The following is a 25,387-nucleotide window of genomic DNA, read 5'->3' on the forward strand; positions in this document are numbered from 1 at the left end:
GTCACCCCTCGGGGTCGTCCAGGTCGTTGAACCGGTGGAGCAGGTCGGCCAGGGCGGTGACGTCGTCCTCGGGCCACTGCCGGAGCAGCTCGCGGAACCGCCCCCGCCGGGCCGTGCGCGCCCGGTCCAGGCGCTCTGCCCCCTCGGGGGTCAGCCGCAGCACCTGGGCGCGGGCGTCCAGCGGGTCGGGGGAGCGGTCCAGCAGGCGCAGCCGCTCGAGGACCGCGACCTGGCGGGAGACCGTCGGCTTGCCGACCCCGAACGCGGCGGCGACGTCGGTGAGCCGTTCACCACCGGTGCTCGCCAGCCGGACGAGGATGCCGTACGCGCCGGGCTCGACGTCCGGGTGCACGTCCCGGGCGATCTGCGCCGAGAAGCGGCGGGCGCGTCGGAGCAGGACGCCGACCTCGGCCTCGACCCGTTCGACCGGTCGGAGTCCGGGGTCGGGCGATGCGGGCGACGTCATCCCCGGAACGCTATCGCCGTGGGCGTGGGGGCTCACCCGGGGCGGGGTCGCGACGCGCGGCCCGCGGACTGCCGGTGCAGCAGCGAGCGTCGGGGCATCGGCTCCACGGCGGAGCGGCTCTCGGCGTCAGGGCGGACCCGCTGCACCCAGGCGCCGTACCGGGCGGCCAGCAGGTCGGCGCTCAGCCCGTGGGCGAGCACGCTCAGCAGTACCGTGACGGCCACGGTGGCCACCGCCTGGCGCAGGGCCGTGTCCGCCTCCAGCGCCTCCACGGCCAGCAGGGCGAAGACCACCGAGGCCAGGCCCCGTGGGCCGAACCACCCGACGAAGGCCACCGTCGGGGCCCGGAGACCCGTGCCCAGCAGGCACAGGGCCACGGGCCCCATCCGCAGGACCGTGAGCGCCAGCACCGCGAAGGTGACCTCGCGCGGGCCCACCTCGGCCAGGACCACCGGGGTGGCGACCAGGCCGAACGTCAGCCACACCGCGAAGCCCAGCGGGTCCGACAGCGACTGCACGAGCGACAGCGGCGTCGCGGCCGGGGTGGACCACGAGGTGACGCCGGCGAAGGCCGTGCCCGCGACGAACGCGGCGACGAACGTGTTGCCCCCCAGCAGGTCGGCCGTGAAGAACGCCAGCACCGGCAGCGCAAGCGCCCCCATCGGGCGGGCCGCAGCGGTCCCGGCCCCGGTGTCCGCGGACCACTGCAGCAGCCGGCCCCCCACCAGGCCGACCGCGACGCCGACGACGCAGCCCAGAACCAGGTCGACGACGGCGTCCGTCAGCGTCGCGGCCGGTCCGAGCCCCTCGGCCCCGGCCAGGACGGCGATCGCGAAGAGCACGACCGGGGTGGCGAGCCCGTCGTTGAGGCCGCTCTCCAGGTTCAGCAACCGCCTGACGTGCACCGGCACCACGGGGTTGAGCACGGTCGCCGCCCCGAGACCGGCATCCGTGCAGGCCAGGGCGGCCGCCAGGAGCAGCGCCATGGCGACCGGGAGGTCGGGCAGGAGCAGGCGCGCCGCCAGGTAGCCGAGCCCGACGGTGAGCGGGAGGCCGACCAGCAGCAGCCGGAGCGCAGGACCGCTCTCGGCCCCCACCTGCCGCGGGCGGATGTGGGCCGCGTCGTGGAACAGCAGCAGGGCCAGGGTCACCTCGGCCAGGACCGTGAGCGGGCCGACGAAGGCCTCGACGTCGATGGGCGTCACCAGCTGCGACAGCAGCGCCCCGGCGACGACGAACGCCATCGGCGCCGACACGTAGGCCCGGCCCAGCAGGCCCGCGGTGGCCGCGAACACCAGCAGCAGCACCGACAGGACGACGGCGGCCAGCTCCATGGCGTCAGAGTCTCTCGACGTCAGGAAGGGTGAATCACCCCTCGCGGGTGAGGCCAGGGATCGTCGGGACGGGAGACCGTCGTGCACCAGCGGTTGCGCCGGTCCCGCGGGCGACCGTGGGTGACGAACGGGACGGCACGTCCCCAGGGAGGTCACGTGCGCAGCACGCGAAGCACCGCGGACCGGGTCGCCGGCACCCAGGACCCTGACGGACCCACGCCCTGCCGCTTCGTCGTCCCGGTCCCGCACCCGAGGGCGGTCGCGCGCGGTCGGCTCGTCGACCTGGTGGAAGGCGGTGTCGCCGGGGCGTTGACGGTGGTGACGGCGCCGGCCGGCAGCGGCAAGACCGCCCTGCTCGCGTCGTGGGCCGCCGGGAGCGCCGCCAGGGAGCGGACCTGCTGGTACACCCTGCAACCGGGGGACGAGCAGCCCCGGCGGTTCTGGTCGACCCTGTCGGAGGGCCTGCGCCGGCACGGCCTGCCGTCGGGGCCGGGCCCCCGTGGTGACCGCGGGCCTCGCGACCTCGCCGCCGACGTCGAGGCGCAGCTGCTGTCCGCGCGGGAGCCGGTCGTCCTGGTGCTGGACCGGGTGGACGGGCTGGGTGCGTCGACGGTGGGCCGAGACCTGGCCGACCTCGCGCGACGGTGCGAGCACGCGCTCCGGCTGGTGGTCCTGAGCCGCGCGGACCCGGCCCTGCAGCTGCACCTGTTCCGGCTGGCGGGGGAGCTCACCGAGATCCGCGCGGACGCCCTCGCCTTCACCCGGTCGGAGACGGCGCGGCTGCTGCACGGTGCCGGCGTGCACCTGCCGCCGCCGCAGCTGGAAGAGCTCCACGAGCGGACCGCGGGGTGGCCCGTCGGGCTCAGGTTCGCCGCGATGGCCCTGGAGGGCCGGGCGACGGGCGGGCAGACCGGCCACGACCTCACCGGCGCGGTGGGTGACGTGGCCGAGTACCTGGCGAGCGAGGTGCTGGACACCCACGGGCCGCGGCTGCGGGAGGTGCTGCTGCGGTGCAGCGTGGTCGAGCGGCTGGACCCGGGACTGGTGGAGACGCTCACCGGTGCGCCGGACGGCCGGCGCCTGATCGAGGACCTGTCGCAGGGCAACGTCCTCGGCAGGACCGTGCCGGACCGGCCGGGCCGGTACCAGCTGCAACCGCTGTTCCGGGAGTTCCTGCGGGCCAGGCTGGCGCTGGAGCACCCGGGTCTGGCCGCCGAGCTGCACGCCCTGGCGGCGGCACGGCTGGCGGCCGACGGCCGCCTGCTCGACAGCGCCCGGCACGCCTGCCTGGCGGGGGTGCCCGAACGCGCCACCGGACGGTTGGGCGTGCAGGGGCTCGTGCAGCTGCTCGTCGGACCCGAGGGGGCGCGGCTCGCGACCGCGTACGCCGGCCGGGCGCAGGAGGCGGGCGACGTCGCCGGTGTCGTGGTGGGCGCGGCGACGGCCCTGCTCCTCGGCGACGACGACCGGTGCGCCCGGCAGCTGGACGAGGCCGACGTCGCGGCCGGCACGGGTGCGTCCTCGCCCCGGGACGCGGTCGCCGTCGCCGCGGTCCGGGCGTTCCTCGACGAGCGTCGCCGTGAGCCCGACGTCGCCCTCGCCTCGGTCGACGCCGCCCTGGCCGCGATCCCGACCCCGGCCACGCCGGAGCACGACCCGTTGCGGTCCGCCCTGCTGACCTGCCGCGCACGCGTGCTGCTGCGACGAGGGTCCCTGCGCTGCGCGCGTCAGGCGTCGCAGGAGGGGCTGGGGCTGGCCCAGGCGGCGCAGTCCCACGGCCTGCTCGCGTGGGCGACGGCCACGGCCGCCCTCGTGGAGGCCCTGACCGGTCGGCTCCGCAACGCCGAGGACCTCGCCGGGCGTTCGGCGCGCGCGGGCGAGGCGGCCGGGTGGTCGGCCACGTACGTGCACCGTCACGCCGCCGCCGCGCTCGCCTGGGTGCGGTCGCAGCGGGCGGAGGTCCCGGCGGCCGAGGACGCGCTGGAGCTGGCCGGGGTGGCGCTGGACGACCGCGGCGACCCGGTGGTGGTCGGGGTGCTGGGTCTGGTGCGGACCCGTCTGCTCCGGGCCCGCGGTGACCTGGCGGTGGCCGACGACGAGCTCCGGGCGTTGCGGGGGGCTCCCGGCCGGGTCGCGTGGCTGGTGGACCCGCTGCCGGCCGACCTGGCCGAGGCGCCCGTGGAGCTGCCCGACCGGCTCGACGTCCGGGTCTCCGGCCTGCTGCAGGACGCCGCCCGGCTGCGCGCGGACCACCCGGTCCAGGCCCGCCAGCGGGCGGAGCACGCCCTGCGCCTGGCGGCCCCGGAGAGGCTCCGCCTGCCCTTTGTCGAGGTGGGCCCGATGCTGCCGGAGCTGTTGGAGCCCGAGGTCCTGCGAGGCCACGCCTGGCTGAACCTGGACCCTGCCCCGTCGGTCCGGGTGCCTCGGATGCGGCAGGGCGGCAGCGGTCTGGCCGACGGCGTCCTGGTCGTCGACCCGCTGACGGCCAAGGAGCGGGAGGTCCTCGGTCACCTCGCCGAGCTGCTGACCACCGAGGAGATCGCGGCCGAGATGTTCGTGTCGGTCAACACGGTGCGGACCCACGTCCGCGGCATCCTGCGCAAGCTGGCGGCCCAGCGTCGCAACGAGGCCGTCCGTCGGGCCTGGGAGCTGCACCTGCTGCCCCGCACCTCCGAGCCCCCGGCCGGGGGGCGCGCCTCGTGACCGGGCAGCGGACGGTCGAGGTCGTCACCCCGGAGGGTGACGCCGCGCCTCCGCCCGGGCGGGCCCGCGGCGTGGCCGCGGCGGTCCTCACCGTGGCGGCCGCCCTCGCCACCGTGCTGGCCCTGCTGGCGGTGTGGACGTTCCGCACCCTGACCGACAGCGACCTGTTCGTGGCGCGCGTCGGCTCCGTGATCGAGGAGCCGGCCGTGTCCCAGGCCGTGGCCGACACGGCGGCCGACCGGTTCGTCTCGGCGGTGGACCTGGAGCGGCGCGTGGCCGACCGGCTGCCGCCCGAGCTGTCCGCCTTCGCGCCCACCCTGGCTGGGGCGGTCGAGTCCACGATGGCCCGCGAGGGCGCACGAGCCCTGCAGACCGACGAGCTCCGGGCGGTGTGGGACGAGACGCTCCGGCGCGGGCACCAGGCCACGGTGGCGGTCCTGTCCGGGCAGGACAGAGAGCTCCTGTCCAGCGAGGCCGGCGTGATCGCCCTCGACCTGGCGCCCGTGATGGGGGCGATCGCCGACCGTGACGGTGTCCTGGCGGGTCTGCTGGGACGCCCGGCGGTGCAGGCCGGGACGGTGTCCACGGTCGCGGAGCTGGAGGAGAGGTTAGGGGTGGAGCTGCCGGAGCAGTCCGGGCTGGTGGTGCTCTTCGAGTCCGAGGACCTGGCCGCCGCTCAGGCCGGCTACCAGGCGCTGCGGCTGTCGGTGCGGCTGGCCCCCGTCGTCGCGCTGCTGCTGGTCCTGCTGGCCGTGGGCCTGTCGCGGCACCGGCTGCGCACGCTGCTGAGCGTCGTCGTGGGGGTCGCGGTGGGGCTGCTGCTGGTCCGGCTCGCCGTCGAGCCGGTCCGCTCGGCCGTCGTCGGCTCGGTCGCCGACGACGGCCTCGCCACCGGCGTCGCCGCCGCGTTCGACGCGGTGCTGTCGAGCGTGTTCACCGGCGTCGTCGTGGCTGCCGTCCTCGGCCTGCTGGCCCTGGCCGCGCTGGTCCTGCTCGGCCGCTCACGACGACGTCGGGCGCTGCTCGCCCCTGCCTGACCGGTCAGCGCACCTCGTGCTCGGCGCACTCCACGCAGCTGGTGGTCCAGCACCGGAGCTCGAGCCGTTCGGCGGAGATGGGGCGGTCGCAGCCGGTGCAGATGCCGTACCGGCCTTCCGTCAGCCGCACGAGCGCGGTCCGTACGTCCCGCAGGATGCGCTCGGTGCTGGCCCGGCGGGCGGACAGGACCGGGTCGAGGTCGGTGTCGGGGAGGGCTGCGAGCTGCTGGCTGCGCGCCTCCTCCAGGTCGGTGAGGTGCCGCAGCAGGTCGGCGTCGGGGGTCGCGTGGGTCAGCGGGGTCGTGGTCATGGTCGGTCCTTCGATGACGGCCCGCCTCGGCTACCGGGCGAGCAGGGATGACCAGCAGCCCGAGTGGGCGGCTGGCCGTGGTCGTCAGATCAGGACCGGACGGGTGGGGCGCGGTCGATGCTGCGACGCAGCACGTCCAGACCGCGGGTGCCGCGGGCTTCCTCGCTCAGCACGATCGCGAGCAGCGCGGCCCCGGAGGGCACGTGCGAGGGCAGGTGGACGCGACCGGCGACTGCCGGTTCCACGACCGCTCCTCGATGCCACATGCCTTCGACCATAACAGCGTGGTGCGTGGGGACCGCGGGTCGTCGCAGGCTCGATACCGTTCCTCGACGGCTAGCGTCGACGTCATGACCAGCACCGACGAGGAGTTCGTCGACTCCCTCGCCAAGCACGAGCTGCACGTCCACCTCGAGGGGTCGCTACCGCCGGAGACCCTGCTCGAGCTGCTGCGCCGGCGCCCCGTCGAGTCGATGCCGACCACCCCGGCCGGGGTCCAGGAGCTGTACGCGTTCACCGACTTCGACCACTTCGTCGCGACCTACCTGCGCGTGGTGCAGACGCTGCGCGAGCCGGAGGACTTCGAGCTGCTCACCGGTGCGGTCCTCGACCGGCTGGCGCGGCAGGAGGTGCGCTACGCGGAGATCACCTGGACCCCGGTCATCCACACCGGACGGGGCCTGGCCGTCGAGGACGTCTTCGCGGGGCTGGAGGTGGCCCGGCTGGCCGCGGAGGCGTCCGGCGGGCCCGTCGTGCGCTGGGTCACCGACCTGCCCGGGCACCTGGGTCCCGACGCCGCCGAGGAGACCCTCGACCTCGTGCTCCGGCTGGGGGGCGGCGCGCCGCCGCCGTCGGTGGTGGGGTTCGGGCTGGGAGGCCCGGAGGTCCCCCGCAGCCCCTTCGCCCGCGCGTTCGCCCGGGCCCGCGAGCACGGCCTCCGCTCGCTGCCGCACGCCGGAGAGGTCACCGGTCCGGGGTCGGTCCGCGCGGCGCTGGACGACCTGGGGGCCGAGCGGATCGGTCACGGCATCGCCATCGCCCAGGACGAGGCCCTGATGGCCGAGGTCGCCGAGCGCGGCGTCGTCGTCGAGGTCTGCCCCACCTCGAACCTGCGGACCCGGGTGGTCGCCTCCTACGCCGAGCACCCGCTGCCGCAGATGCTGCGTGCGGGTGTGGCGGTCACGGTCAACAGCGACGACCCCCCGATGTTCGGCACCACCCTGCGGCAGGAGTACCTGGTGGCGCTGCGGGAGCTGGGCCTGACCCGGGCCGAGCTGCTGGCCTGCGCGCGGACCGCGGCCACGGGCGGGTCGGCACCGGGACCCGTCGTGGCCCGCACCCTGGCCGACCTGGACCGGGTGGCCGCCACGGGCTGAGCCGTCCGGCGTGGACGTCGACCCGATCTCGTCCCTGGTCACCGCGCCCCGCGGCCCTACCATCCTCTGGTGGACAGCGGGCCCCGCGGGGCAGCACGAGCACCTCACGACTCGCCCGCACCGACCGGGCGGCCCTGATGCCGGGCGGTCTCGCGGCGCTGCTGGACGACATCGCCGTGCTCGCCAAGCTCGCAGCGGCCTCCGTCGACGACGTCGGCGCCGCGGCCGGCCGGGCGAGCGCGAAGGCCGCAGGGGTGGTCATCGACGACGCCGCCGTCACCCCGCGCTACGTCCACGGCTTCACCCCGAACCGCGAGCTGCCGATCGTCCGGAAGATCGCGGTCGGCTCGTTGCGCAACAAGCTGCTCTTCATCCTGCCGGCCGCCCTGGTGCTCAGTCAGCTCCTGCCGTGGCTGCTGACGCCCATCCTCATGGTCGGCGGCACGTACCTCGCCTTCGAAGGGGCGGAGAAGGTCTACGAGGTCCTGACCGGGCACTCCGAGCCGAAGAAGGAGCAGGCGCTGCCCGCCGGTGCGCAGGGGGAGGAGCAGGAGCGGACCATGGTCCGCGGGGCCATCCGCACCGACTTCATCCTGTCGGCCGAGATCATGGTCATCGCCCTCAACGAGGTGGCCGACGAGCCGCTGCTGTCCCGGGCGGTGATCCTGCTGGTGGTGGCCGTCGGGATCACGGTGCTCGTGTACGGGGTGGTCGCCCTGATCGTGAAGATGGACGACATCGGCCTGCGGCTGGCGACGACCCGCCACGGCGCGGTCGCCACGTCCGGCCGGCTGCTGGTCACGGCCATGCCGAAGGTCCTGTCCGTCCTGTCGACCGTCGGCATCGTCGCCATGCTCTGGGTCGGCGGGCACATCCTGCTGGTCGGGTCGGACGAGCTCGGCTGGAGCACGCCCTACGACCTGGTGCACCAGGTCGAGGTGTGGGTCGAGGCCGTCCCCGCGGTCGGCGGGGCGCTGTCCTGGCTGGCCGGGACCCTCGCCTCGGCGCTGGTCGGCCTCGCGGTCGGGGCGGTCGTCGTCGCGGTGATGCACCTGCGGCCCCGGCGGAGCACGACCGAGCACCCCTGACGAGGACGAGGCCCGGACCCCGACCCGGGACGTGCTCCCGGTCGGCGGTCAGGGCCTCGTTCGTGCGGGGTGAGTGACGGGACTTGAACCCGCGACATCCGCGACCACAACGCGGCGCTCTACCAGCTGAGCTACACCCACCACGGCCGGGCGCACCCGGCTGCGTGGTGAAGTGTAGCCGCCCGTCAGAGGTGCGCGGTCAGTCCGGGCGCCCAGGCGGGCACGCTGCCTGCGGGAAGCTCGTGACCTGCGGCGATGGCCTTGGTCGACTCGCTGTCGGGACCCGGCTTGGGGACGAAGACCGCCTCCCGGTAGAACCGCAGCTCGGCGATGCTCTCGAGGATGTCCGCCATGGCCCGGTGGCCGCCGTGCTTGGTGGGGGAGTTGAAGTGCACCCGCGGGTACCAGCGCTTGACGAGCTCCTTGATGCTGCTGACGTCCACGATGCGGTAGTGCAGGTGCTCGTCCAGCTCCGGCATGTCGCGGGCGATGAACGCGCGGTCGGTGCCCACCGTGCTGCCGGCCAGCGGGGCCTTGCGCACGTCGGGGACCCACTCCTTGACGTAGGCCATCACCTGCTGCAGCGCGTCGGCCATGGTCGTACCGCCGTCGAGCTGCTCGAGCAGGCCGGAGCTGGTGTGCATCTCGCGCACGACGTCCTTCATCTGCTCGACCGCGCCGGGCGGGGGCTTGATGACGACGTCCACCCCGGAGCCCAGGACGTTCAGCTCGCTGTCGGTGACGAGGACCGCGATCTCGACCAGGGCGTCGTCGCTCAGGCTGAGCCCGGTCATCTCGCAGTCGACCCAGACGATCCGGTCCTTGCTGTCGGCGCTGCTCACGACGGGCAGCCTACGGGGCCGACGAGCCCGAACCGGTCGCCGAGGGGGGCTCGGGGGGCCCGGGCGCCCCGGGGAGCGGTGCCGGCGGGGACAGCGCCACGGCGCCCAGCAGCACCGCACCCACCACCGCACCCCCCAGCAGGAGCCACGTCACCGTGGTCCACGACACCCCGACCCACAGGAGCACGCCGCCGGTCATCAGCAGCGTGAACAGCACCCAGGCGACCCAGGGCGCGAGGGGGCTCGCGGCCCGGACGCGTCGGCGGGCCCGTCGTCCCCGTCCGCCCGCCTCGCCGTGCACCGTGACCTCCCGCCGGGACCTCCTACCCTGCCGACATGGTGCACCCGCAACCGCTGCCCTCCGGTGACCGACACCCGGGCCGCAGCCGGACCGGCCAGGTCGTCCTCACCGTCCTCGGTGTCCTGCTGATCCTCGGCTGCGGGCTGGTGACCACCGTCGTCCTGCTGCTCACCGTCGGTCCCCGGCCCTACGTGGTCGGTCTGCTCGCGGCCCTGCTCCCGGTGGTGCCGCTGCTGACGGTCTTCGTCTGGCTGGACCGATACGAGCCCGAGCCGCGCGGCCTGCTCGTCTTCGGGTTCGGCTGGGGAGCGGCGGTCGCGACGGCGGGGGCGCTGCTGCTCAGCCTGCCGCCGACCCTGGTCGTCCAGGCCGCCGGCGGTGACCCCGAGCTCGTCGGCGCGGTCGTCGTCGCGCCGGTCGTCGAGGAGGTCCTCAAGGGGCTGGGGCTGCTCGCGATCCTGGTCGTCGGCCGTCGTGGCCTGGACGGGATCGTCGACGGCTTCGTCTACGCCGGGGTGATCGGCGTCGGGTTCGCGTTCACCGAGAACATCCTCTACCTGGGGACGGCCCTGCTGGACGGCGGCGCCGGGGGGCTGGTGGCCACGTTCCTGCTGCGGGGGGTGGTGTCGCCGTTCGCCCACCCGTTGTTCACGGCGGCGACGGGCGTCGGTCTGGTGCTCGCCTCGCGGCGACGGGGGGCGTCGCGCCTGCTGCTGGCCGGCGGGGGGCTGGCCGTCGCGATCGGTCTGCACGCGCTCTGGAACGGGATGGCCGTCGGGTCGTTCATGGGGTTCGTCGGGACGTTCGTCGTGCTGTGGGTGCCGCTGTTCGCCGCCTTCGTCGCGGTCGCCGTCGTGGCCCGCTCCCGCGAGGCCAGGATGATCCGCGGGAACGTCGCGCTCTACGCCCGCTACGGGTGGTTCTCGCCGGCGGAGGCGCAGATGCTCGTGTCGCTCCCCGCCCGACGGGCGGCCATGTCCCGGGCTCGCGCCGCCGGCGCCGCGGGGCCCATGCACCGGTTCCAGGTGACCGCCGTCCGTCTGGCCCACCTGCGTCAGCGCATCCTGGCCGGCACCCAGCCCTGGGACGCCGCGGCCCGGGAGGCGGACCTGCTGGGCGCCCTGGCCCGGGAGCGCCCCGCGATCGGGTCGACGGTCTCGGGTGGACCGGGACCCTCCGGGCTGCGAGCGTGAGCCCATGAGTGACGGACCTGGTGCAGACGACGAGATCCCCGACCTCGAGGAGTCCCTCGGGGAGGACGGCGAGGACGAGGTCGCCGGCCGCAGCTGGTCCCCGCCCGACTCGCCCGGGGCGGTGTTCGCGCACGGCACCACCGCCGAGGAGGAGGCCGAGGGCGCGCAGCTGGACGACCGGCTCGCCGCCGAGGTCCCCGACTGGGGCCACGACCGCGACGGCCAGGTGACCGAGGAGGGCGAGGACGTGGGCGGTGAGGTCGGCGACGACCGGGCCGGCCGGCTGGTCGCACCCGACGAGGGCGCCCACGCGGACGTGGACAGGGAGCTCGTCGCCCAGGACGTCGGCATCGACGAGGGGGCGGCCGGTGCCGAGGAGGCCGCCATGCACGTCGTCCCCGACGAGGAGACCTGACCCGGGGCCTGCCACGCCCGCACCCGGCACCCGCGACCGGCACGCCCAGGACCTGAGGGGGCTCGGCCCGGTCGAGACCGGACCGCCGCCCGACCGCGACCGGATCGTGTCCTGGGCTCGGGAGCCGCCGGCAGGGCACGTCCGTCCAACCCCTGACCGCGCCACCGGGGTGCGGAGGGACGAGGTCGGACGATGGCGGCACCACGGTCGGCACCCGGACGGCGAACCGGTTCGTGGCTCGTGCTCCTGCTCGCCCTGGTCCTCGGGCTCTCGGCGTGCGCGTCCGGCTCCGACTCGGCCACCTCGGAGGGGGCCGCGCCGGCCGTCGACGAGGCGGCCGACGCGGCCGGTGACGCCCCGGCGGACGACGGCGTCGCGGGCGGCGGGGCCGAGGGGGGTGCCGACGGCGGTCCGCGAGCCGGTGAGGGACAGGGCGACGCGGACGCGCCCGAGGCCGCGGCCGACGGCCCGGAGCCGGGCGCCGGCGTCCTGCCCGCCGGTGGCGGGCAGGGGCGGCAGGTCGTCACCTCGGGCATCGACGTCGCGGTCGAGGACGTCGAGGTGGCCGCGCGGCAGGTGCGCGACGCCGCCCTCGTGGCGGGCGGCTTCGTCTCGGGCGAGAGCACCGTGGGTGGCGAGCGGCCCCGGGCCGAGATCGTCCTGCGGGTGCCGGTCGGCACCACGGCCGACGTGATGGCGCAGGTCGCCGGTCTCGGTGAGGAGGTCTCGCGCACCGCGGAGTCGCAGGACGTCGAGGCCACCCTGGTGGACCTCGAGAGCCGCATCGCGACCCAGCGTGCCGGGGTGGAGCGGATCCGGGCCCTGCTGGGCGAGGCGACGACGCTCGAGGACGTCCTGGCCCTGGAGGCCGAGCTGACCCGTCGGCAGTCCGACCTGGAGTCGGTCCAGTCCCAGCAGGCCGCGCTCGCCGACCGGGCCGCCCTGGCGACGGTCACCGTCGTCCTCACCCGACCCGACGACGTCGACCCGCAGGAGGCCGCACCGCCGTTCCTCGACGGGCTCGGCTCGGGCTGGGACGCCCTGGTCGCCTCCACCGCGGTGGTGCTGGTGGTCCTGGGCGCCCTCCTGCCCTTCGCGGTGGTCGGTCTGCTGATCACCGGGGCCGTCGTGGCGGTCCTCGCCGCCCGACGGTCCGCCCGGGCCCGTCGGGGCACCGCAGCGGCGAAGGGAGCAGACTTGCCGGTGTGAGCAACCTCGACGACCGCCCCACCGAGACCGAGGTCGGCCGCGACGCCGGCACGGCGGCCCCGACGACCGGGTCGGTGCAGCTGCTGCCGGCCCGTGAGGTGCCCCTCGGGGGGCCGCGCGGCATGCTCGTGCGACGCAGCCTGCCCTCGCGGGCGCGGACCACGGTCGGGGCCTGGTGCTTCGTCGACTCCTACGGCCCGGCCGTCGGCGAGGACGTGATGGTCGTCCCCCCGCACCCCCACACCGGTCTGCAGACCGTCACCTGGCTGGTGGGCGGCGAGGCGCTGCACCACGACTCGGTGGGGTCCGAGGTCGGCATCCGCCCCGGCCAGCTCAACCTGATGACCAGCGGCCACGGGATCTCCCACGGCGAGCGGTCCGTCACCGGTGACGGCACCCCGCTGCACGGCGTCCAGCTGTGGGTGGCGCTGCCCGAGGCCGAACGCCACCGCGAGCCGCACTTCGAGCACCACGACGACCTGCCGACCCGGGAGGTCGACGGGGTCCGGACCACCGTGCTGATGGGCACCCTGGACGGTCTCAGCTCCCCGGCGACCACCTGCACGCCGTTGGTGGGGGCCGAGCTGCGCGCGGGACCCGGCCGCCTGCGAGTGCCCGTCCGCGAGGACTTCGAGCACGCGGTGCTGCTCGTCGGGGGTGCGGTCGAGGTGGCAGGCGAGCGGCCCGCGCCCGGTGACCTGGTTCACCTCGGCGCGGGGCGCCGCCACGTCGAGGTGACGGTCGTCGAGCCGGCCGTGCTCATGCTGCTGGGCGGTGAGCCGTTCGCGGAGCAGCTCGTGATGTGGTGGAACTTCGTGGGTCGCACCCACGAGGACGTCGTGACGGCGCGGGAGCAGTGGCAGGCCCGCGACGACCGGTTCGGGGTGGTGCCCGGGTGGGACCCCGCCGCCTGGCTGCGTGCGCCCGAGCTGCCCAACGCGAGGCTCCGTCCCCGCGGCTGACGGTGACGCTGGGAGACCGTCTGGTGACGCCAGGTGGGTGGCTCACCCGTGCGCGACACGCGTAGATTGTCACCAAGAGTGCCTTGACAGTCACAACCCGGTACCGCAGCCTTCCCGGAGGGAGCAACTCTCCCGGGTGGGCCACGACCGTGGGGGGCGGTCGACCTAGTGTCCGGACCGTCATCCCGGCAGGCCCGTCCGGTGCCGCCAGTCCACGAAGGGGCTACCTCTGTGCAGCATGTTCCCGCCGCTCTCACGACGGACACGACCGACGGTCTGAGCCTGGTCCCGCACCAGGACCTGCAGATCGACGGCCCCCACCGCCAGCACGCACCCATGCCCGACCTGGCCCCCATGATCCACCGCCAGCGGCTGGTCATCGAGGGGTACTGCGACGCGCCGATCTCCGCCGAGGCGATCAGGTCCTTCCTGTCCGAGCTCAGCGACACCATCGGCATGGTCTCGCTCATGGAGCCGATGACCCACCAGTCCCCGCTGTACGGCTGGGCCGGCTGGATCCACTGGGAGACCTCGGGGGCGCACTTCTACGCCTGGGACTCCCCGTTGCTGTTCTTCAGCGTCGACGTCTACGCCTGCAAGCCGTTCCAGGCCCGCGACGCGGTCGACCTGGCGGCGCGCCACTTCGGCTCGACGCCGGTGTGGAAGGAGTTCTGATGAGCATCCTGGGCCTGCAGCAGGCCTGGCTCGCGGAGCAGCCCGAGGGCACCCACCGGCTCGTCTTCGACCCCACCGGCGACCTGCTGGCGGCGGCCCGCGAGTGCGAGGCCGACGTCTTCCTGGCCCGCTACGGCAACACCCGTGAGCAGCTGGCGCAGGAGTACGGCCCGTACGAGCAGCAGTCGGTCTTCCTCGCCCTGGCCACCCCGGGTGGCGACGTCGAGGCGGCCGTCCGGTTCGTCGTGCCGGGCCCCGCGGGGCTGAAGAGCCTCGTGGACGTGGGGCGGGAGCCGTGGCAGGCGGACGCGGCCGCCAGCGCCGGTGTCGCCGGGCTCGACCTGACCCGCACCTGGGACATCGCCACCCTGAGCGCCCGTGACCAGCGGGCCGAGGGCGTCAGCCACGTCGCGGCGCTCTACCACGGCATCGCCCTGGCGACCCGGGCCAACGGCATCACCGGCACCGTGGCCATCCTCGACATCCGGGTGCGCCGGCTGCTGGGCTCCGTCGGCCTGCACTACCGGACCCTGCCCGGCACCCGGGTGCGACCGTACCTGGGCTCGTCGGCGAGCGTCCCGGTCTACGCCGAGCTCGCCGAGCTGCTGGACAACCAGCGCCGGGTCGACCCGGACTCCTACCGGCTGTTCGTCCACGGCAGCGGTCTGGACGGGGTCAGCGTGCCCGGCCCCGAGGCGTTCGTGCTGTCGCAGCGGCGGGTCGTCGACCTGCGCGAGCCGGCGCCGGCCCTGGCCCTCAGGAGCCCCGACGGAAGCTGATGTCCGAGCGGCGGTCGTGCAGCGTCGCCTCCCAGCGGCGCACCCAGCCGGAGACGTCCTTCGCCGGGATCGGCGGGCAGATGTGGTAGCCCTGCAGCACGTCGATGCCCAGGGCGACCAGGTCGGCCGCGGTGCCGGAGTCCTCGACCCCCTCGGCCACCAGCCGCAGCCCCATCGCGTGCGCCATCTGGCGGGTGGAGTCCACGATCGTCCGGCTGCGGGAGTCGGTGAGGATCGTCGACACGAACGACCGGTCCATCTTGAGCTCCTGCACCGGTAGGTCCCGCAGGTAGGCCAGCGAGGAGAACCCGGTCCCGTAGTCGTCGATGGCGGCCTGGATGCCGTGGCTGCGCAGCTGCTGCAGGGCGACGCGGGCGTGCTCCGGGTCGTTGGCGAACGAGTCCTCGGTGACCTCCACGAGGAGCCGGTCCTGGGGCAGCCCCGCCCGGTCCACCGCCGCGAACAGCCGCGGCAGGAACGTCCCGCCGAGCAGCTCGGGCGGCGCGCAGTTGAACGCCACGGTGAACGAGTGGCCCTCCTCCTGCCACCGCCGGGCGTCGTGGACCACCTGGTGCATGACGGCCTCCGTCAGGGCGGGCATCAGGCCGCAGCGGCGGGCGTCGGGCAGGAACGCCAGCGGGGACAGCAGGCCCAGCTCGGGGTGACGCCAGCGGACGAGGGCCTCGACGGCGCTCACGGCCTGCGTCGCGGCGTCGATCTGCGGCTGGTACCAGATCTCCAGCTGGTCCTGCGTGATGCCGCGGCGCAGGTCCTCGGCCTGCCGCAGCCGGGAGCGGGAGAACTCGTCGCGCGAGGGGTCGTACACCAGGGCGCCGGCCCGGGTGGTCTTGGACTCGTACATCGCGACGTCGGCCTGGCGCAGCAGGTCCGTGGAGTCGTGGGCGCCCTCCCGCAGCGCGATCCCGATCGAGCACCGCACCGACAGCACCAGCCCGTCGACCGCGAGCGGGGCCAGCAGCGACTCCCGCACGCCCTGCGCCGTACGGAGCAGCGCGACCTCGTCGTCCTGGGCGAGCACGATCGCGAACTCGTCCCCGCCGAGCCGGGACACCATCGACGCGCCGCCGACCTGCCCGAGCAGGCGGGCCGCGACCTGCTCGAGGACCCGGTCCCCGGCCGCGTGGCCGAGGCTGTCGTTGATGTCCTTGAACCCGTCCAGGTCCAGCAGCATGAGGGCGAGCGGCCGGTCCGCGGCGAGGTCGCCCTCGATCCGGGCCATCACCGCCCGGCGGTTGGGCAGGTCGGTGAGGTCGTCGGTGACCGACAGCCGTCGGGCCTCGACCGCCCCCCGGGCCTCCCGCAGCGCCATCGCCATCCGGGCCCCGGCGGCCAGCAGGGTGAGCACGGCCGGGACGGTGACGTACCAGGCGCCGATGCCGGCGGGGCGGAACACGATGACGACCAGGGCCACGGCGGCCGCGAGGATGAGGACGATGTGCCGGGACGGCGTGGTCACCGGGCTGCTCACGGCGTCCAGCCGGGTCGCGGACGCGGCCCCGACGACCAGGGCGAAGGCGGAGCCCCACATCAGCTCCAGGCCCGCGTTGGACACGTACGTCGTCGTCGCGGCGTTGAGCACGAACGTGGAGTCCGCGACGGCGAGCAGGACGAACCCGCCGGCCAGCGCGAGCGTGCGTCGTGACACCGACCGCTGCCGCAGCTGCACCTGCGCGAGCACCACCAGACCGAGCACGACGCCGAGCACGGGGTAGAGCAGGGCCAGGAACAGCGCCGGCCCCCGCTCCCCGATGGCGCTCCCCACCGGGCTGAGCAGGACGAACCCGGCCAGCGACATCGCGCCGCAGCAGACCAGCACCGTCTCCAGCCACACCGTGGCGCTGGCGCGGGTCCGGCGCGGCGTGTCCAGCAGCAGGAACGTCGCGAAGCCGACGTAGGAGGCCAGGAAGAAGCCCTCCCCGGGGGCGGGGAAGGTCTTGCCCGTCAGCTCGCCGCCGGCGTTGAGGACCGCGGAGCCGACCGCCCACAGCGTCACCCCGAGGCCCAGCACGAGCAGGGCGGGGCGACGGGCGCGGTCGTGGGCGGCGACCACGCCGAGCCGGCCGAGCAGCAGCAGGAAGAAGACCGCGAGCACCACGATGAGCAGCAGCGGAGGGGTCTGGGTCAGCGTCAGCCCGGAGATGATCATGGCCACCGTCAAGCCGGTGACCAGCACCAGCCACGCCCCCAGCCCGAGGCGGCGCTCGAGCGCGCGCCAGGCGGGCGTGCTCGCCGCGCTCGTCCTCTGCACGTGTCCGGCCTCCGGTCGATGTCTCGGGCCACCGCGGTGCGGTGGCCCCACGCGGGGTCCCGGCCCGACCTGATGGTGATCGGTCGGTGCCCGGGGCATCTTTAGGTGCCACCTCGCCGGGCACGGGACGAGCCGAGGCGCAAGGACGACGGTGATGCGGCGTGCCGGACAAGGGTGCCATCCCCGGGACCCGGCGCGGGCCGTCGCGCCAGGATCCGTCACGCCGGCCGGGGTGACGGGCTCAGCCCTGCTCCTGCATCGTCATGCCCGCCGCGTCGTCGCCCAGCGTGAGGACCCCGCCGGACAGCGACACGGTCGGGCTGGACGTGAGCAGCGTCAGCAGCCACTCGTCCTGCGCCTGCAGGCCGTCCGGGCAGGCCATCATGGTCGACGCGAGCCCGTCACCCGGTACGCGGAGGACCCCGTCGTCCCAGGTGGCGGCGCCCATCAGCGTGTTGCAGCCGGCTCGGGCGGAGATACGACCGTCGGTGAACGACAGCGTGATCTCGGTCTCGGCGACCTGCTCGTGGCCCCTGGTCTGCGTGGCCACGAAGTCACGGCCGGCCAGGTCCGGTGCGCCGTCGGCCCCCGCGTCGGGGTCACCGCACCCGGCCGAGACCACTGCCAGGCCGAGCAGCAGCAGGGCGGGCAGCAGGCTCGGGACGGTCATGGGGCCTCCACGTCAGCAGGTGACCGACGGTAGGGCCCCGACCGGCGGACGGGAACGGCCCCACCCCGACTCACCCGTCGCGGGTGGGGCTCGTGGACGTGGGGGCTCCCCGCAGGTGGGTGCGGGCGGCCGCCACGACCGCGGCGGCCAGCTCGTCCAGCGCCTGCGACCGCAGCCGCCACTGCTGCCAGTGCAGCACCCGGTCGACGACCTGCCCGGGGCTCAGGTCCACCAGCCCGTCCAGCAGCCCCGGGCCCTCGCCGCGCAGGTCCGGGACCATGCCCCAGCCCATCCCCAGCCGCACCGCCCGGTGGTGGTCCGCGGTCGCCGGCACGTGGTGGGCCGGGGGCGAGGCGTCGGTCCCCCGGTCCCGCAGCCACCGGTGCTGCAGGTCGTCGGTCCGGTCGAACAGGACGACCGGCGCCTGCCGCAGGGCGTCGTCGAGGACGCCGTCCGGGAACCAGCGGTCCACGAACGACGGAGCCGCCATCGCCCGGTAGCGCATCACCCCCAGGCGGGTCACCCGGCACCCGGCGACCGCCGTCGGCTCGGTCGTGATGGCGGCCATCACGACGCCCTGCCGCAGCAGGTCGGAGGTCCGCTCCTCGTCGTCGCGCCGCAGGTCGAGGCGGACCCGGCCCGCCAGCGCCGCCACCGCGGGCAGCACCCAGGTCCCCAGCGAGTCGGCGTTCACCGCCACGGGCAGCGACGGACCGGGACCGCCGTCGGCCGCGAGCCCGGTGCCGGCCAGCTCCAGGTCCGCGTCGGCGGTCAGCAGGGACACCTGGCGCGCCAGGCGCAGGACGACCTGGCCGGGTCCCGTGGGGCGGACGGGACGGCTGCGCACCAGGAGCACCTGACCGACGCGGCTCTCCAGCGCCTTGAGCCGCTGGCTGATGGCCGACGGGGTGACGTGCAGGGCACGAGCCGCCCCGTCGAGGCTGCCCTCGGTGACGGCGGCGTCGAGGGCTCGCAGCTGGTCCAGCTCGAGGTCCATGACAGCAACGCTAATGCAAGTGTAGGAACATCAGCTGGACTGCATCAGCGGGGGTCCGTAGCGTCCGACGACGTGGACCCCTCGCTGCTCGCCGCCCTCGCGGGCCTCGGCCTCGGCCTGTCCCTGATCATCGCGATCGGGGCCCAGAACGCGTTCGTCCTGCGCCAGGGCCTGCGCGGGGAGCACCTGCTGCCCGTGGTCGCCGTCTGCGCGCTGTCCGACGCGGTCCTGATCGGGGCCGGGGTGCTCGGGGCGGGGGCGCTGCTGGACCGGCTGCCGTGGCTGCTGCCCGTGTTCCGCGTCGGGGGAGCGGCGTTCCTGCTGGCCTACGCGGTGGTGGCCGCCCGTCGAGCCGTGCGCCCGGGCGTGCTGAAGGCCGAGGCCCAGGGGGCCGGTGCGTCGCTGGTGGCGACGGTGACGACCGCCCTGGCGCTCACCTGGCTCAACCCGCACGTGTACCTGGACACGGTCGTGCTGCTCGGTTCCATCGCGCAGACCCACGGCGAGGACAGGGGGTGGTTCGCCGCCGGCGCCGTCGTGGGCAGCCTCGTGTGGTTCACGGCGCTCGGCTTCGGGGCACGGCTGCTGAGACCGCTGTTCGCGCGCCCCGGCGCGTGGCGCGTGCTGGACGGCGTGATCGCGGTCGTCATGGTGGCCATCGCCCTGTCGCTGCTGCTGGGGTGAGGCGGGTCCCCGCAGCGCCTAGCCTGCCCTGGCACACATCCGAGCGACGCAGGAGGACTGCCGTGGACAAGCCCGAGATCGACTTCGTCGACCCCACACCCCCCACCGACCTGGTGATCACCGACCTGACGGTGGGCGACGGCCCCGAGGCCGTCAGCGGGAAGACCGTGTCCGTGCACTACGTCGGGGTGGCCCACTCCACCGGCGAGGAGTTCGACGCCTCGTACAACCGCGGTGACGCGCTCCAGTTCCGGCTCGGCGCCGGTCAGGTCATCAGCGGCTGGGACACCGGGATCATGGGCATGAAGGTGGGCGGGCGGCGCCAGCTCGTCATCCCGCCGCACCTGGCCTACGGCGACCGCGGCGCCGGCGGGGCCATCAAGCCGAACGAGACGTTGATCTTCGTCTGCGACCTGGTCGGGGTGTCCTGACCGCAGCAGCCTGACCGCACCCGGCGCCGCACCGTCCTCGGACCAGGAACGCCTGGTCCGGGGGCGGTCCTCCTGTCGGCGGTCACGGTGAGGGGCGCCTTCCCGGGATGTTCGGCCCCCGCTCACCTGACGGCGACCGGCAGTTCACCGACGTCGGCGAGGCTGCGGGCACCCCGCCCGTCGACCCAGGAGCATCCCCGTGCCCGCACGTACCGCCATCGTCGGTCTGTCGACCGTCGCCGCCTTGACCCTCACGGTCCCGCTGGCCGTCGCGTCCCCGACCGCGACCACCGTCCCGGCCACCGGCTACTCGGTCGCCGTCACCGGTGACCTGCCGCTGCTGACCGACCCGTTCCTGCAGAGCCCGACCGCCAGCGCCGTCACCGTGGCCTGGATGACCGAGTTCCCGGGCTCGCGTCACCTCGTCCTGACCGGTGAGGGCGTCGACGAGCTGACCGAGGCCCAGCTGGCGACCGCGGCCTTCCGCGGCCGCCCGCCCGCCGGCGTCCGCGTGCACCGGGCGGACAGCGCCCCGATGAGCCGCACGGTCGAGGACTCCGCCTCGCAGCTCCCCGCGACCTCGCGGCCGGCCGCCGCCGACGGCATCGTCCGTCGGGACGTCCACCGCCACGAGGCCGTCGTCCGCGGGCTGCGGGGCGACACGCCGTACCGGGTGGTGTCCGCCCAGGGCTCGGACTTCGCGGCGTCCGCCACCTACACCCTGGGGCCGGCCGCCGCGCCCGGCGAGGGCCAGCGCGTGCTGCTGACCAGCGACCACCAGGCCATGGTCAACACCCCCGCGAACCTGCAGGTCGCGGCGGAGACCGTCGGCGACCTCGACGCCGTGTTCTTCGCGGGTGACCTCGTCAACCACCCCGACCGCGCCTCGGAGTGGTTCGACGACACCCGCGGCAGCGCCTTCTTCCCCGTCCTGCAGGGCCACGCCGGCCGCGTCGCGACCGACGGGCGCACCTACACCGGGGCCCCCATCATCCAGAACGCACCGCTCTACCCCGCCGTCGGCAACCACGAGGTGCAGGGCCGGGTCGACGGCCTGACGTCGATCGGGGCCAGCTACAACGCACCGGTGCCGCGCGAGGTGGCCGAGGACGTCTACGCCGAGGTCGCCGACGAGGTCAACCCGACCGGCGACCCGGCCGTGCGGGCGCAGTGGCTGGAGGACAACTCGTACTCCACCCGGACCTACGAGGAGATCTTCACGCTGCCGGAGACCAGCCCCGGCGGTGAGACCTACTACGCGACCACCGTCGGCAACATCCGCCTGATCTCGCTGTACTCCACCCGCATCTGGCGGGGCACGGCCAACCAGGCCGACCCGGCCGCCCGGACCGCCGGCTCGCGGTACCAGGAGGCGGCGTCGTCGCTGGACGACCCGCTCGCCCAGGGCTACGGAAAGTTCCACTTCGAGGCGATCGACCGCGGCAGCGAGCAGTACGAGTGGCTGCAGGCCGAGCTCGCCAGCCCCGAGTTCCGCCGCGCCGAGCACACCGTCGTCATGATCCACGAGAGCCCCCAGGGCCTGGGTGACAACGTGGGCCCGGCCTTCGCCGACCCGGTGCGGATCGAGGAGACGGACGCCGACGGCGAGGTCGTCGGGGTCCGCTACGAGTACCCGCTGGAGGACAACGTCCTGCTGACCGACCTGCAGCCGCTGCTGACCGAGGCCGGGGTGGACCTGGTCCACAACGGCCACAGCCACCTGTGGAACCGGTTCCGGACCGAGGGCGGCACCAACTTCCTGGAGTCGTCCAACACCGGCAACTCCTACGGCGCCTACCACCCGCTCAGCGGGCGCAGCCGGCACGTGCCCGGGGCGCCGTGGGACGCCGACAACTACCTGGCGCAGGGCAACCCCGGCGGCCTCGAACCGGTCGTGCCCACGGTCGAGCCGCTGCTCGCCGCGGACGGGACCCCGCTGCCGTTCCTGTGGGGCAACCAGTACGCGGCGTTCACGCTGCTCGACAGCCACGCGGGTGAGGTCACGACCTGGGTCTACGACCTGAGCGACCCCGACGCCGGGGCCTGGGTGCTGGACCGGTTCGAGCTGGGCTGAGCCCCGGCCGTACCGACCAGCGACACGACACGCCCTGCGGGGACGCCTCGAGCGTCCAGGGCCCGCCCGACGTCGCTGGTCGGTACGGGGGGAGGTCGCCGCCGCGTGCCACCGGCGGCGACCTCGGGCACAGTCGGGGCGTCGCACCTGGCGACGACGACGGATGGAGCACCCGGCATGACGGCCCAGACGGTCCTCTTCATCGGCGGCAGCGGTGTCATCAGCTCGGCCAGCACGGCGCTCGCCGCCGAGCGAGGGCTCGAGGTCACCCTGCTCAACCGCGGCACCACCTCCGCCCGGCCCGTCCCCGACGGCGTCGAGCAGGTCGTCGCCGATGTCCGCGACCCCGCCTCGGTGCGCGCGGCGCTCGGCGACCGCGAGTTCGACGTCGTCGTCGACTGGGTCGCCTTCACCCCCGACCACGTCCGCACGAGCCTCGAGCTGTTCACCGCTCGCACGGGGCAGTACGTGTTCATCAGCTCCGCCTCGGCCTACCAGACGCCCCCGGCGCGGCTGCCGGTGCGGGAGTCGACCCCGCTGCGCAACCCGTTCTGGTCCTACAGCCGGGACAAGATCGCCTGCGAGGACGTGCTGGTGCAGGCCTACCGGGACCGCGGCCTGCCCATGACGATCGTGCGCCCCTCCCACACCTACGACCGGACGCTGGTGCCGTTCGACGCCGGCTGGACGTTCGTCGAGCGGATGCGTCGGGGCGCCGAGGTCGTCGTGCACGGCGACGGGACGTCGCTGTGGACGCTGACCCACCACGCCGACTTCGCCCGCGGGTTCGTGCCCCTGCTGGGCCACCCGCGCGCGGTGGGCGAGGCGTTCCACATCACCTCCGACGACTTCCTGACCTGGGACCAGGTGGCCCACGCGCTGGCCGACGCGGCCGGGGTCGAGCCGCGCATCGTGCACGTGCCCTCCGACGCGATCGCCGCTGCCGACCCGGGGTGGGGCGCCGGGCTGCTGGGCGACAAGGCGCACTCCATGGTCTTCGACAACACCAAGGTCAAGCAGCTCGCCCCGGACTTCGTCTGCCGGGTGCCGTTCGAGCAGGGCGCCCGCGAGATCGTCGCGTGGTACGACGAGGACCCGGCGCGGCGGCAGGTCGACGCGCACCACGACCGGTTGATGGATGAGCTCGTGCGCCGGTGGCGGGCCTGAGGGCCGGGCCCGCCCGGACCGACGTGGTGGACCGGGGGGCTTTTGTTTGCCCGCCTGGTCGATCGACCGTGATACTGCGTCGGTGCCGATCGATGACGATTGCCCCCGCCGCCGGCGTCGCCCGGTCGCACTCCTGCTCGCCCTGGCCGCCGCGCTGGTGGGCAGCCTGCTGACCGCAGCCCCCGCCGCCGCGCACGGGATGCTGGTCGCGGCGGAGTCCACCCCGGTGGAGGGGGCCCGGATCGGCGAGCCGATGCCGGACCTGTCCCTGGTGTTCACCGAGGCCCCGGCACCGTTCGCGTACTTCTCGGTGACCGCCCCGGACGGCACCCGCGTCGACGACGGCTGGGACCACGGTCAGCCGTTCCCGCTCGGCACCCCCGTGCAGGAGTTCAACCTGGTCGACGACGTCTGGGAGCCCGTCTACTACAGCACGGGCTTCCCCGTCGACCTCGGGGTCGCGCACTGGCCCGCCCAGGGCGACTACACCGTGGAGTACCGCAGCGTGGCCTCCGACGGTGACGTCGTGCAGGGCTCGTACGCGTTCTCCTACGACGGCGAGGTGACCGCGGCGCCGGCGGGCTGGACCCCGCCCACGGACGGACCGGACCCGCAGCTCGCCGCGGCCGAGGGGGGTGCGGACGCGGCCCCCGGAGCGGTAGACGACCCCGCCGCCGCACCGACGCAGACCGCGGCCCAGCCCGCCGCGGCGGGCGAGGACCCGGCCGCCGACGGCCCGGGCGTGCAGCCTGCCGTCTACGTCCTGGTCGGCCTGCTGGTGCTGGCCGCGGTCGCCACGATCGTCGTCGTCGGACGCCGAGGACGCGGCGCTGAGGGCGGCCGGGCCGCTCGCAGCGGCGACCCGGCCCTGCGCGCCGGTGCCGTGCCCGCCGGGTCCGGGCGCGCCGCGGCCGCCCCCCGCGGCCGGGCCGCCCGCAGCGGGAACCCGGCCGTGCGCGCGGGCGGGGCGACCGGCGGGCGCGGTGGCACGACCCGCCGGGCTCCCCGGCGCTGATGCCGGCGCTGATGCTGGAGCTGCTCGGCCTGGTCCCCACGCACGGCGTCGGGTCCCGGCAGGACCTGCCGCTGCCGTTCGGCTTCGTCGTGGCGGGGGCCGCAGCCGCCCTCGTGGTCTCGTTCCTGGCCCTGGGCCTGTCCTGGCGCACCTCGCAGCTGGTGAGCCACGGCGCCGGCCGACCGGTGCCGGACACGCTGCAGGCCGTGCTCGACCACCCGGGTACCCGCTGGGTCCTGCGCCTGGTCGGGCTGGCGGTCGCCGCGCTGTTCGTGCTGGCCCTGGTCGCCGGCCAGGACGACGTCGACAACCCGGCGCCGGGCATGCTCTACGTCTGGTTGTGGGCGGGGCTGGTCCCGGCGTCGCTGCTGCTGGGTCCGGTGTGGCGCCTGCTCAACCCGCTGCGGACGGTGCACCTGCTGCTGGCGGCCCTGCTGCGGCGGGACCCTCGCGACGGGTTCGCCGCCCTCCCGGCCCGGTTCGGCTACTGGCCGGCGGTGGTGAGCCTCGGGGCCTTCGTCTGGCTGGAGCTCGCGGCGCCCGACCGCGCCACCCTGCCGGTGCTGCAGCTGTGGGTGGGGACCTACGCGCTCGTCCACCTGGCGGCCGCGGTGGCCTTCGGCTCGCGCTGGTTCGACCGCGGGGAGGGATTCGAGGTGTTCAGCGACGTCATCGGGCGGCTGTCGGTGCTGGGGCGGCGCGAGGACGGCGTCCTGGTGACCCGGCTCCCGCTGGACGGGGTGGCCTCGTTACGACCGGCGCCCGGTCTGGTCACCCTGCTCTGCCTGCTGCTGGGGTCCACGATGTTCGACTCGATCACCGGGGTGACCGCCTACGTGCGAGCCGCGCAGAGCTCGTCGCTGCCCCGGGTCGTGGTGGACACGGCGGTGCTCACAGCCGTCGTGGTGCTCGTGCTGCTGGCCTTCCTGGCCGCGACCGCCGCCACCGGACGGGTGGCGGACCTGCCGCGGCGACAGCTGCCCGGGGAGCTCGCCCACAGCCTTGTGCCGATCGTGGTGGGCTACCTGGTCGCCCACTACTACTCGTTGCTCGTGCTGGAGGGGCAGCGCACGGTGGCGCTGGCCTCGGACCCGCTCGGCACCGGCGCGGACTGGTTCGGCACCGCGGACCTCGTGCCCAGCGCCGTCCTGGTCGACACCACAGGCGTCGCGCTGCTCATGGTCGTGGCCATCGTCGTCGGCCACCTGCTGGGCACCGTGCTGGCGCACGACCGGGCCGTGGCCCTGCTGCCGCACCGCGCAGCCGTCCGCGGGCAGGTCCCGCTGCTGCTGCTGATGGTGGGCTACACCGTCGCCGGGCTGCTGCTGCTCTTCGCCGACTGACTGACGACCGGGGGCAGGACGACTTCCGCAGCACGCCTGCAGATCGC

25 protein-coding genes and 1 tRNA gene are annotated in these 25,387 nt (G+C 74.9%); 16 read left to right on the plus strand and 10 right to left on the minus strand.

The window, feature by feature from the left end; translation table 11 throughout:
* Nucleotide 1: 1 nt before the first annotated feature.
* Together ACR80Q_RS07780 and ACR80Q_RS07785 are read right to left on the minus strand one after the other, a co-directional pair.
* Nucleotides 2-466 carry a MarR family winged helix-turn-helix transcriptional regulator gene (locus ACR80Q_RS07780; protein WP_435377022.1) on the minus strand — a complete coding sequence of 155 codons (465 nt, stop codon included), beginning with the start codon at nucleotides 464-466 and terminating at the stop codon, nucleotides 2-4.
* 32 nt (nucleotides 467-498) lie between these two features.
* Nucleotides 499-1,800: a cation:proton antiporter domain-containing protein gene (locus tag ACR80Q_RS07785; RefSeq protein ID WP_435377023.1), complete on the minus strand. Its 1,302-nt coding sequence runs from the start codon at nucleotides 1,798-1,800 to the stop codon at nucleotides 499-501.
* A gap of 156 nt (nucleotides 1,801-1,956) precedes the next feature.
* Here ACR80Q_RS07785 and ACR80Q_RS07790 point away from each other — a divergent pair, with 156 nt between their 5' ends.
* Nucleotides 1,957-4,503 (plus strand): winged helix-turn-helix domain-containing protein, encoded by a 2,547-nt coding sequence (locus ACR80Q_RS07790; RefSeq protein ID WP_435377024.1) that lies wholly within the window; start codon nucleotides 1,957-1,959, stop codon nucleotides 4,501-4,503.
* The gene (locus ACR80Q_RS07795; protein WP_435377025.1) at nucleotides 4,500-5,540 is read left to right on the plus strand and encodes a hypothetical protein; all 1,041 of its coding nucleotides are present in this window, start codon (nucleotides 4,500-4,502) and stop codon (nucleotides 5,538-5,540) included. The genes ACR80Q_RS07790 and ACR80Q_RS07795 overlap by 4 nt, the downstream gene beginning before the upstream one ends.
* A gap of 4 nt (nucleotides 5,541-5,544) precedes the next feature.
* Here the strand turns inward: ACR80Q_RS07795 and ACR80Q_RS07800 are convergent, their stop codons facing one another.
* Together ACR80Q_RS07800 and ACR80Q_RS07805 are read right to left on the minus strand one after the other, a co-directional pair.
* Nucleotides 5,545-5,850 (minus strand): TraR/DksA family transcriptional regulator, encoded by a 306-nt coding sequence (locus ACR80Q_RS07800; RefSeq protein ID WP_435377026.1) that lies wholly within the window; start codon nucleotides 5,848-5,850, stop codon nucleotides 5,545-5,547.
* A gap of 89 nt (nucleotides 5,851-5,939) precedes the next feature.
* Entirely contained in the window at nucleotides 5,940-6,095 is a 156-nt protein-coding gene (locus ACR80Q_RS07805) for a hypothetical protein (protein WP_435377027.1), read from the minus strand.
* A 105-nt stretch (nucleotides 6,096-6,200) separates the two neighbouring features.
* On the opposite strand from ACR80Q_RS07805, the gene add reads away from it, so the two are divergent.
* Together add and ACR80Q_RS07815 are read left to right on the plus strand one after the other, a co-directional pair.
* Nucleotides 6,201-7,226, plus strand: a complete 1,026-nt coding sequence (add, locus tag ACR80Q_RS07810) for an adenosine deaminase (protein WP_435377028.1) — start codon at nucleotides 6,201-6,203, stop codon at nucleotides 7,224-7,226.
* A gap of 137 nt (nucleotides 7,227-7,363) precedes the next feature.
* The gene (locus ACR80Q_RS07815) at nucleotides 7,364-8,314 is read left to right on the plus strand and encodes a DUF808 domain-containing protein (RefSeq protein ID WP_435377029.1); all 951 of its coding nucleotides are present in this window, start codon (nucleotides 7,364-7,366) and stop codon (nucleotides 8,312-8,314) included.
* 68 nt (nucleotides 8,315-8,382) lie between these two features.
* Here ACR80Q_RS07815 and ACR80Q_RS07820 read toward each other — a convergent pair.
* The 3 genes from ACR80Q_RS07820 to ACR80Q_RS07830 all read right to left on the minus strand — a co-directional run bounded on the left by ACR80Q_RS07820 (nucleotide 8,383) and on the right by ACR80Q_RS07830 (nucleotide 9,457).
* Nucleotides 8,383-8,455 (minus strand) — tRNA-His (locus ACR80Q_RS07820).
* Between the two features lie 44 nt (nucleotides 8,456-8,499).
* The gene (orn, locus tag ACR80Q_RS07825) at nucleotides 8,500-9,156 is read right to left on the minus strand and encodes an oligoribonuclease (RefSeq protein WP_435377030.1); all 657 of its coding nucleotides are present in this window, start codon (nucleotides 9,154-9,156) and stop codon (nucleotides 8,500-8,502) included.
* A 10-nt stretch (nucleotides 9,157-9,166) separates the two neighbouring features.
* Nucleotides 9,167-9,457 carry a hypothetical protein gene (locus tag ACR80Q_RS07830; protein ID WP_435377031.1) on the minus strand — a complete coding sequence of 97 codons (291 nt, stop codon included), beginning with the start codon at nucleotides 9,455-9,457 and terminating at the stop codon, nucleotides 9,167-9,169.
* A gap of 35 nt (nucleotides 9,458-9,492) precedes the next feature.
* Here ACR80Q_RS07830 and ACR80Q_RS07835 point away from each other — a divergent pair, with 35 nt between their 5' ends.
* The 6 genes from ACR80Q_RS07835 to ACR80Q_RS07860 all read left to right on the plus strand — a co-directional run bounded on the left by ACR80Q_RS07835 (nucleotide 9,493) and on the right by ACR80Q_RS07860 (nucleotide 14,690).
* A complete protein-coding gene (locus ACR80Q_RS07835; RefSeq protein ID WP_435377032.1) occupies nucleotides 9,493-10,650 on the plus strand; it encodes a PrsW family intramembrane metalloprotease in 1,158 nt (385 codons plus the stop codon).
* Nucleotides 10,651-10,654: 4 nt separating this feature from the next.
* The gene (locus ACR80Q_RS07840) at nucleotides 10,655-11,065 is read left to right on the plus strand and encodes a DUF5709 domain-containing protein (RefSeq protein ID WP_435377033.1); all 411 of its coding nucleotides are present in this window, start codon (nucleotides 10,655-10,657) and stop codon (nucleotides 11,063-11,065) included.
* A 192-nt stretch (nucleotides 11,066-11,257) separates the two neighbouring features.
* Nucleotides 11,258-12,274, plus strand: a complete 1,017-nt coding sequence (locus ACR80Q_RS07845) for a DUF4349 domain-containing protein (RefSeq protein ID WP_435377034.1) — start codon at nucleotides 11,258-11,260, stop codon at nucleotides 12,272-12,274.
* Complete coding sequence (locus ACR80Q_RS07850) at nucleotides 12,271-13,236, plus strand: pirin family protein (protein ID WP_435377035.1); 966 nt, start codon at nucleotides 12,271-12,273, stop codon at nucleotides 13,234-13,236. The genes ACR80Q_RS07845 and ACR80Q_RS07850 overlap by 4 nt, the downstream gene beginning before the upstream one ends.
* 231 nt (nucleotides 13,237-13,467) lie before the next feature.
* Complete coding sequence (locus ACR80Q_RS07855; protein WP_435377036.1) at nucleotides 13,468-13,911, plus strand: S-adenosylmethionine decarboxylase; 444 nt, start codon at nucleotides 13,468-13,470, stop codon at nucleotides 13,909-13,911.
* Entirely contained in the window at nucleotides 13,911-14,690 is a 780-nt protein-coding gene (locus ACR80Q_RS07860; RefSeq protein WP_435377037.1) for a hypothetical protein, read from the plus strand. The genes ACR80Q_RS07855 and ACR80Q_RS07860 overlap by 1 nt, the downstream gene beginning before the upstream one ends.
* Here ACR80Q_RS07860 and ACR80Q_RS07865 read toward each other — a convergent pair.
* From ACR80Q_RS07865 to ACR80Q_RS07875, 3 genes are all read right to left on the minus strand, one after another.
* Entirely contained in the window at nucleotides 14,668-16,959 is a 2,292-nt protein-coding gene (locus ACR80Q_RS07865; protein ID WP_435377038.1) for a putative bifunctional diguanylate cyclase/phosphodiesterase, read from the minus strand. The two genes, ACR80Q_RS07860 and ACR80Q_RS07865, sit on opposite strands and share 23 nt — an antisense overlap.
* 241 nt (nucleotides 16,960-17,200) lie before the next feature.
* Nucleotides 17,201-17,629, minus strand: a complete 429-nt coding sequence (locus tag ACR80Q_RS07870; RefSeq protein ID WP_435377039.1) for an META domain-containing protein — start codon at nucleotides 17,627-17,629, stop codon at nucleotides 17,201-17,203.
* 70 nt (nucleotides 17,630-17,699) lie between these two features.
* On the minus strand, nucleotides 17,700-18,626 hold the full coding sequence (locus ACR80Q_RS07875) for a LysR family transcriptional regulator ArgP (RefSeq protein WP_435377040.1): 927 nt from the start codon (nucleotides 18,624-18,626) through the stop codon (nucleotides 17,700-17,702).
* Nucleotides 18,627-18,698: 72 nt separating this feature from the next.
* Here ACR80Q_RS07875 and ACR80Q_RS07880 point away from each other — a divergent pair, with 72 nt between their 5' ends.
* The 6 genes from ACR80Q_RS07880 (at nucleotide 18,699) to ACR80Q_RS07905 (ending at nucleotide 25,340) form a co-directional block, all read left to right on the plus strand.
* Entirely contained in the window at nucleotides 18,699-19,310 is a 612-nt protein-coding gene (locus tag ACR80Q_RS07880) for a LysE/ArgO family amino acid transporter (RefSeq protein ID WP_435377041.1), read from the plus strand.
* 62 nt (nucleotides 19,311-19,372) lie between these two features.
* Nucleotides 19,373-19,741, plus strand: coding sequence for an FKBP-type peptidyl-prolyl cis-trans isomerase (locus ACR80Q_RS07885; RefSeq protein ID WP_435377042.1), 369 nt, complete (start codon nucleotides 19,373-19,375; stop codon nucleotides 19,739-19,741).
* Nucleotides 19,742-19,940: 199 nt separating this feature from the next.
* Complete coding sequence (locus tag ACR80Q_RS07890) at nucleotides 19,941-21,815, plus strand: metallophosphoesterase family protein (protein ID WP_435377043.1); 1,875 nt, start codon at nucleotides 19,941-19,943, stop codon at nucleotides 21,813-21,815.
* Between the two features lie 177 nt (nucleotides 21,816-21,992).
* Complete coding sequence (locus tag ACR80Q_RS07895) at nucleotides 21,993-22,982, plus strand: SDR family oxidoreductase (protein WP_435377044.1); 990 nt, start codon at nucleotides 21,993-21,995, stop codon at nucleotides 22,980-22,982.
* A gap of 82 nt (nucleotides 22,983-23,064) precedes the next feature.
* A complete protein-coding gene (locus tag ACR80Q_RS07900) occupies nucleotides 23,065-23,997 on the plus strand; it encodes a copper resistance CopC family protein (RefSeq protein WP_435377045.1) in 933 nt (310 codons plus the stop codon).
* Nucleotides 23,997-25,340 carry a hypothetical protein gene (locus tag ACR80Q_RS07905; RefSeq protein WP_435377046.1) on the plus strand — a complete coding sequence of 448 codons (1,344 nt, stop codon included), beginning with the start codon at nucleotides 23,997-23,999 and terminating at the stop codon, nucleotides 25,338-25,340. Before ACR80Q_RS07900 ends, ACR80Q_RS07905 begins: the two co-directional genes overlap by 1 nt.
* Nucleotides 25,341-25,387: the final 47 nt, after the last annotated feature.

The sequence above is a fragment of the Aquipuribacter aurantiacus genome (genome assembly GCF_051216895.1).
Taxonomy (GTDB): Bacteria; Actinomycetota; Actinomycetes; order Actinomycetales; family JBBAYJ01; genus Aquipuribacter.

What these genes read in the sequence shown, in the direction of transcription:
- add (WP_435377028.1), top strand. Translation starts at nt 6,201, where the DNA reads ATGACCAGCACCGACGAGGAGTTCGTCGACTCCCTCGCCAAGCACGAG.
- ACR80Q_RS07860 (WP_435377037.1), top strand. Translation starts at nt 13,911, where the DNA reads ATGAGCATCCTGGGCCTGCAGCAGGCCTGGCTCGCGGAGCAGCCCGAG.
- ACR80Q_RS07845 (WP_435377034.1), top strand. Translation starts at nt 11,258, where the DNA reads ATGGCGGCACCACGGTCGGCACCCGGACGGCGAACCGGTTCGTGGCTC.
- ACR80Q_RS07840 (WP_435377033.1), top strand. Translation starts at nt 10,655, where the DNA reads ATGAGTGACGGACCTGGTGCAGACGACGAGATCCCCGACCTCGAGGAG.
- ACR80Q_RS07780 (WP_435377022.1), bottom strand. Translation starts at nt 466, where the DNA reads ATGACGTCGCCCGCATCGCCCGACCCCGGACTCCGACCGGTCGAACGG.
- ACR80Q_RS07875 (WP_435377040.1), bottom strand. Translation starts at nt 18,626, where the DNA reads ATGGACCTCGAGCTGGACCAGCTGCGAGCCCTCGACGCCGCCGTCACC.
- ACR80Q_RS07870 (WP_435377039.1), bottom strand. Translation starts at nt 17,629, where the DNA reads ATGACCGTCCCGAGCCTGCTGCCCGCCCTGCTGCTGCTCGGCCTGGCA.
- ACR80Q_RS07835 (WP_435377032.1), top strand. Translation starts at nt 9,493, where the DNA reads ATGGTGCACCCGCAACCGCTGCCCTCCGGTGACCGACACCCGGGCCGC.
- ACR80Q_RS07785 (WP_435377023.1), bottom strand. Translation starts at nt 1,800, where the DNA reads ATGGAGCTGGCCGCCGTCGTCCTGTCGGTGCTGCTGCTGGTGTTCGCG.
- ACR80Q_RS07815 (WP_435377029.1), top strand. Translation starts at nt 7,364, where the DNA reads ATGCCGGGCGGTCTCGCGGCGCTGCTGGACGACATCGCCGTGCTCGCC.
- ACR80Q_RS07800 (WP_435377026.1), bottom strand. Translation starts at nt 5,850, where the DNA reads ATGACCACGACCCCGCTGACCCACGCGACCCCCGACGCCGACCTGCTG.
- ACR80Q_RS07895 (WP_435377044.1), top strand. Translation starts at nt 21,993, where the DNA reads ATGACGGCCCAGACGGTCCTCTTCATCGGCGGCAGCGGTGTCATCAGC.
- ACR80Q_RS07905 (WP_435377046.1), top strand. Translation starts at nt 23,997, where the DNA reads ATGCCGGCGCTGATGCTGGAGCTGCTCGGCCTGGTCCCCACGCACGGC.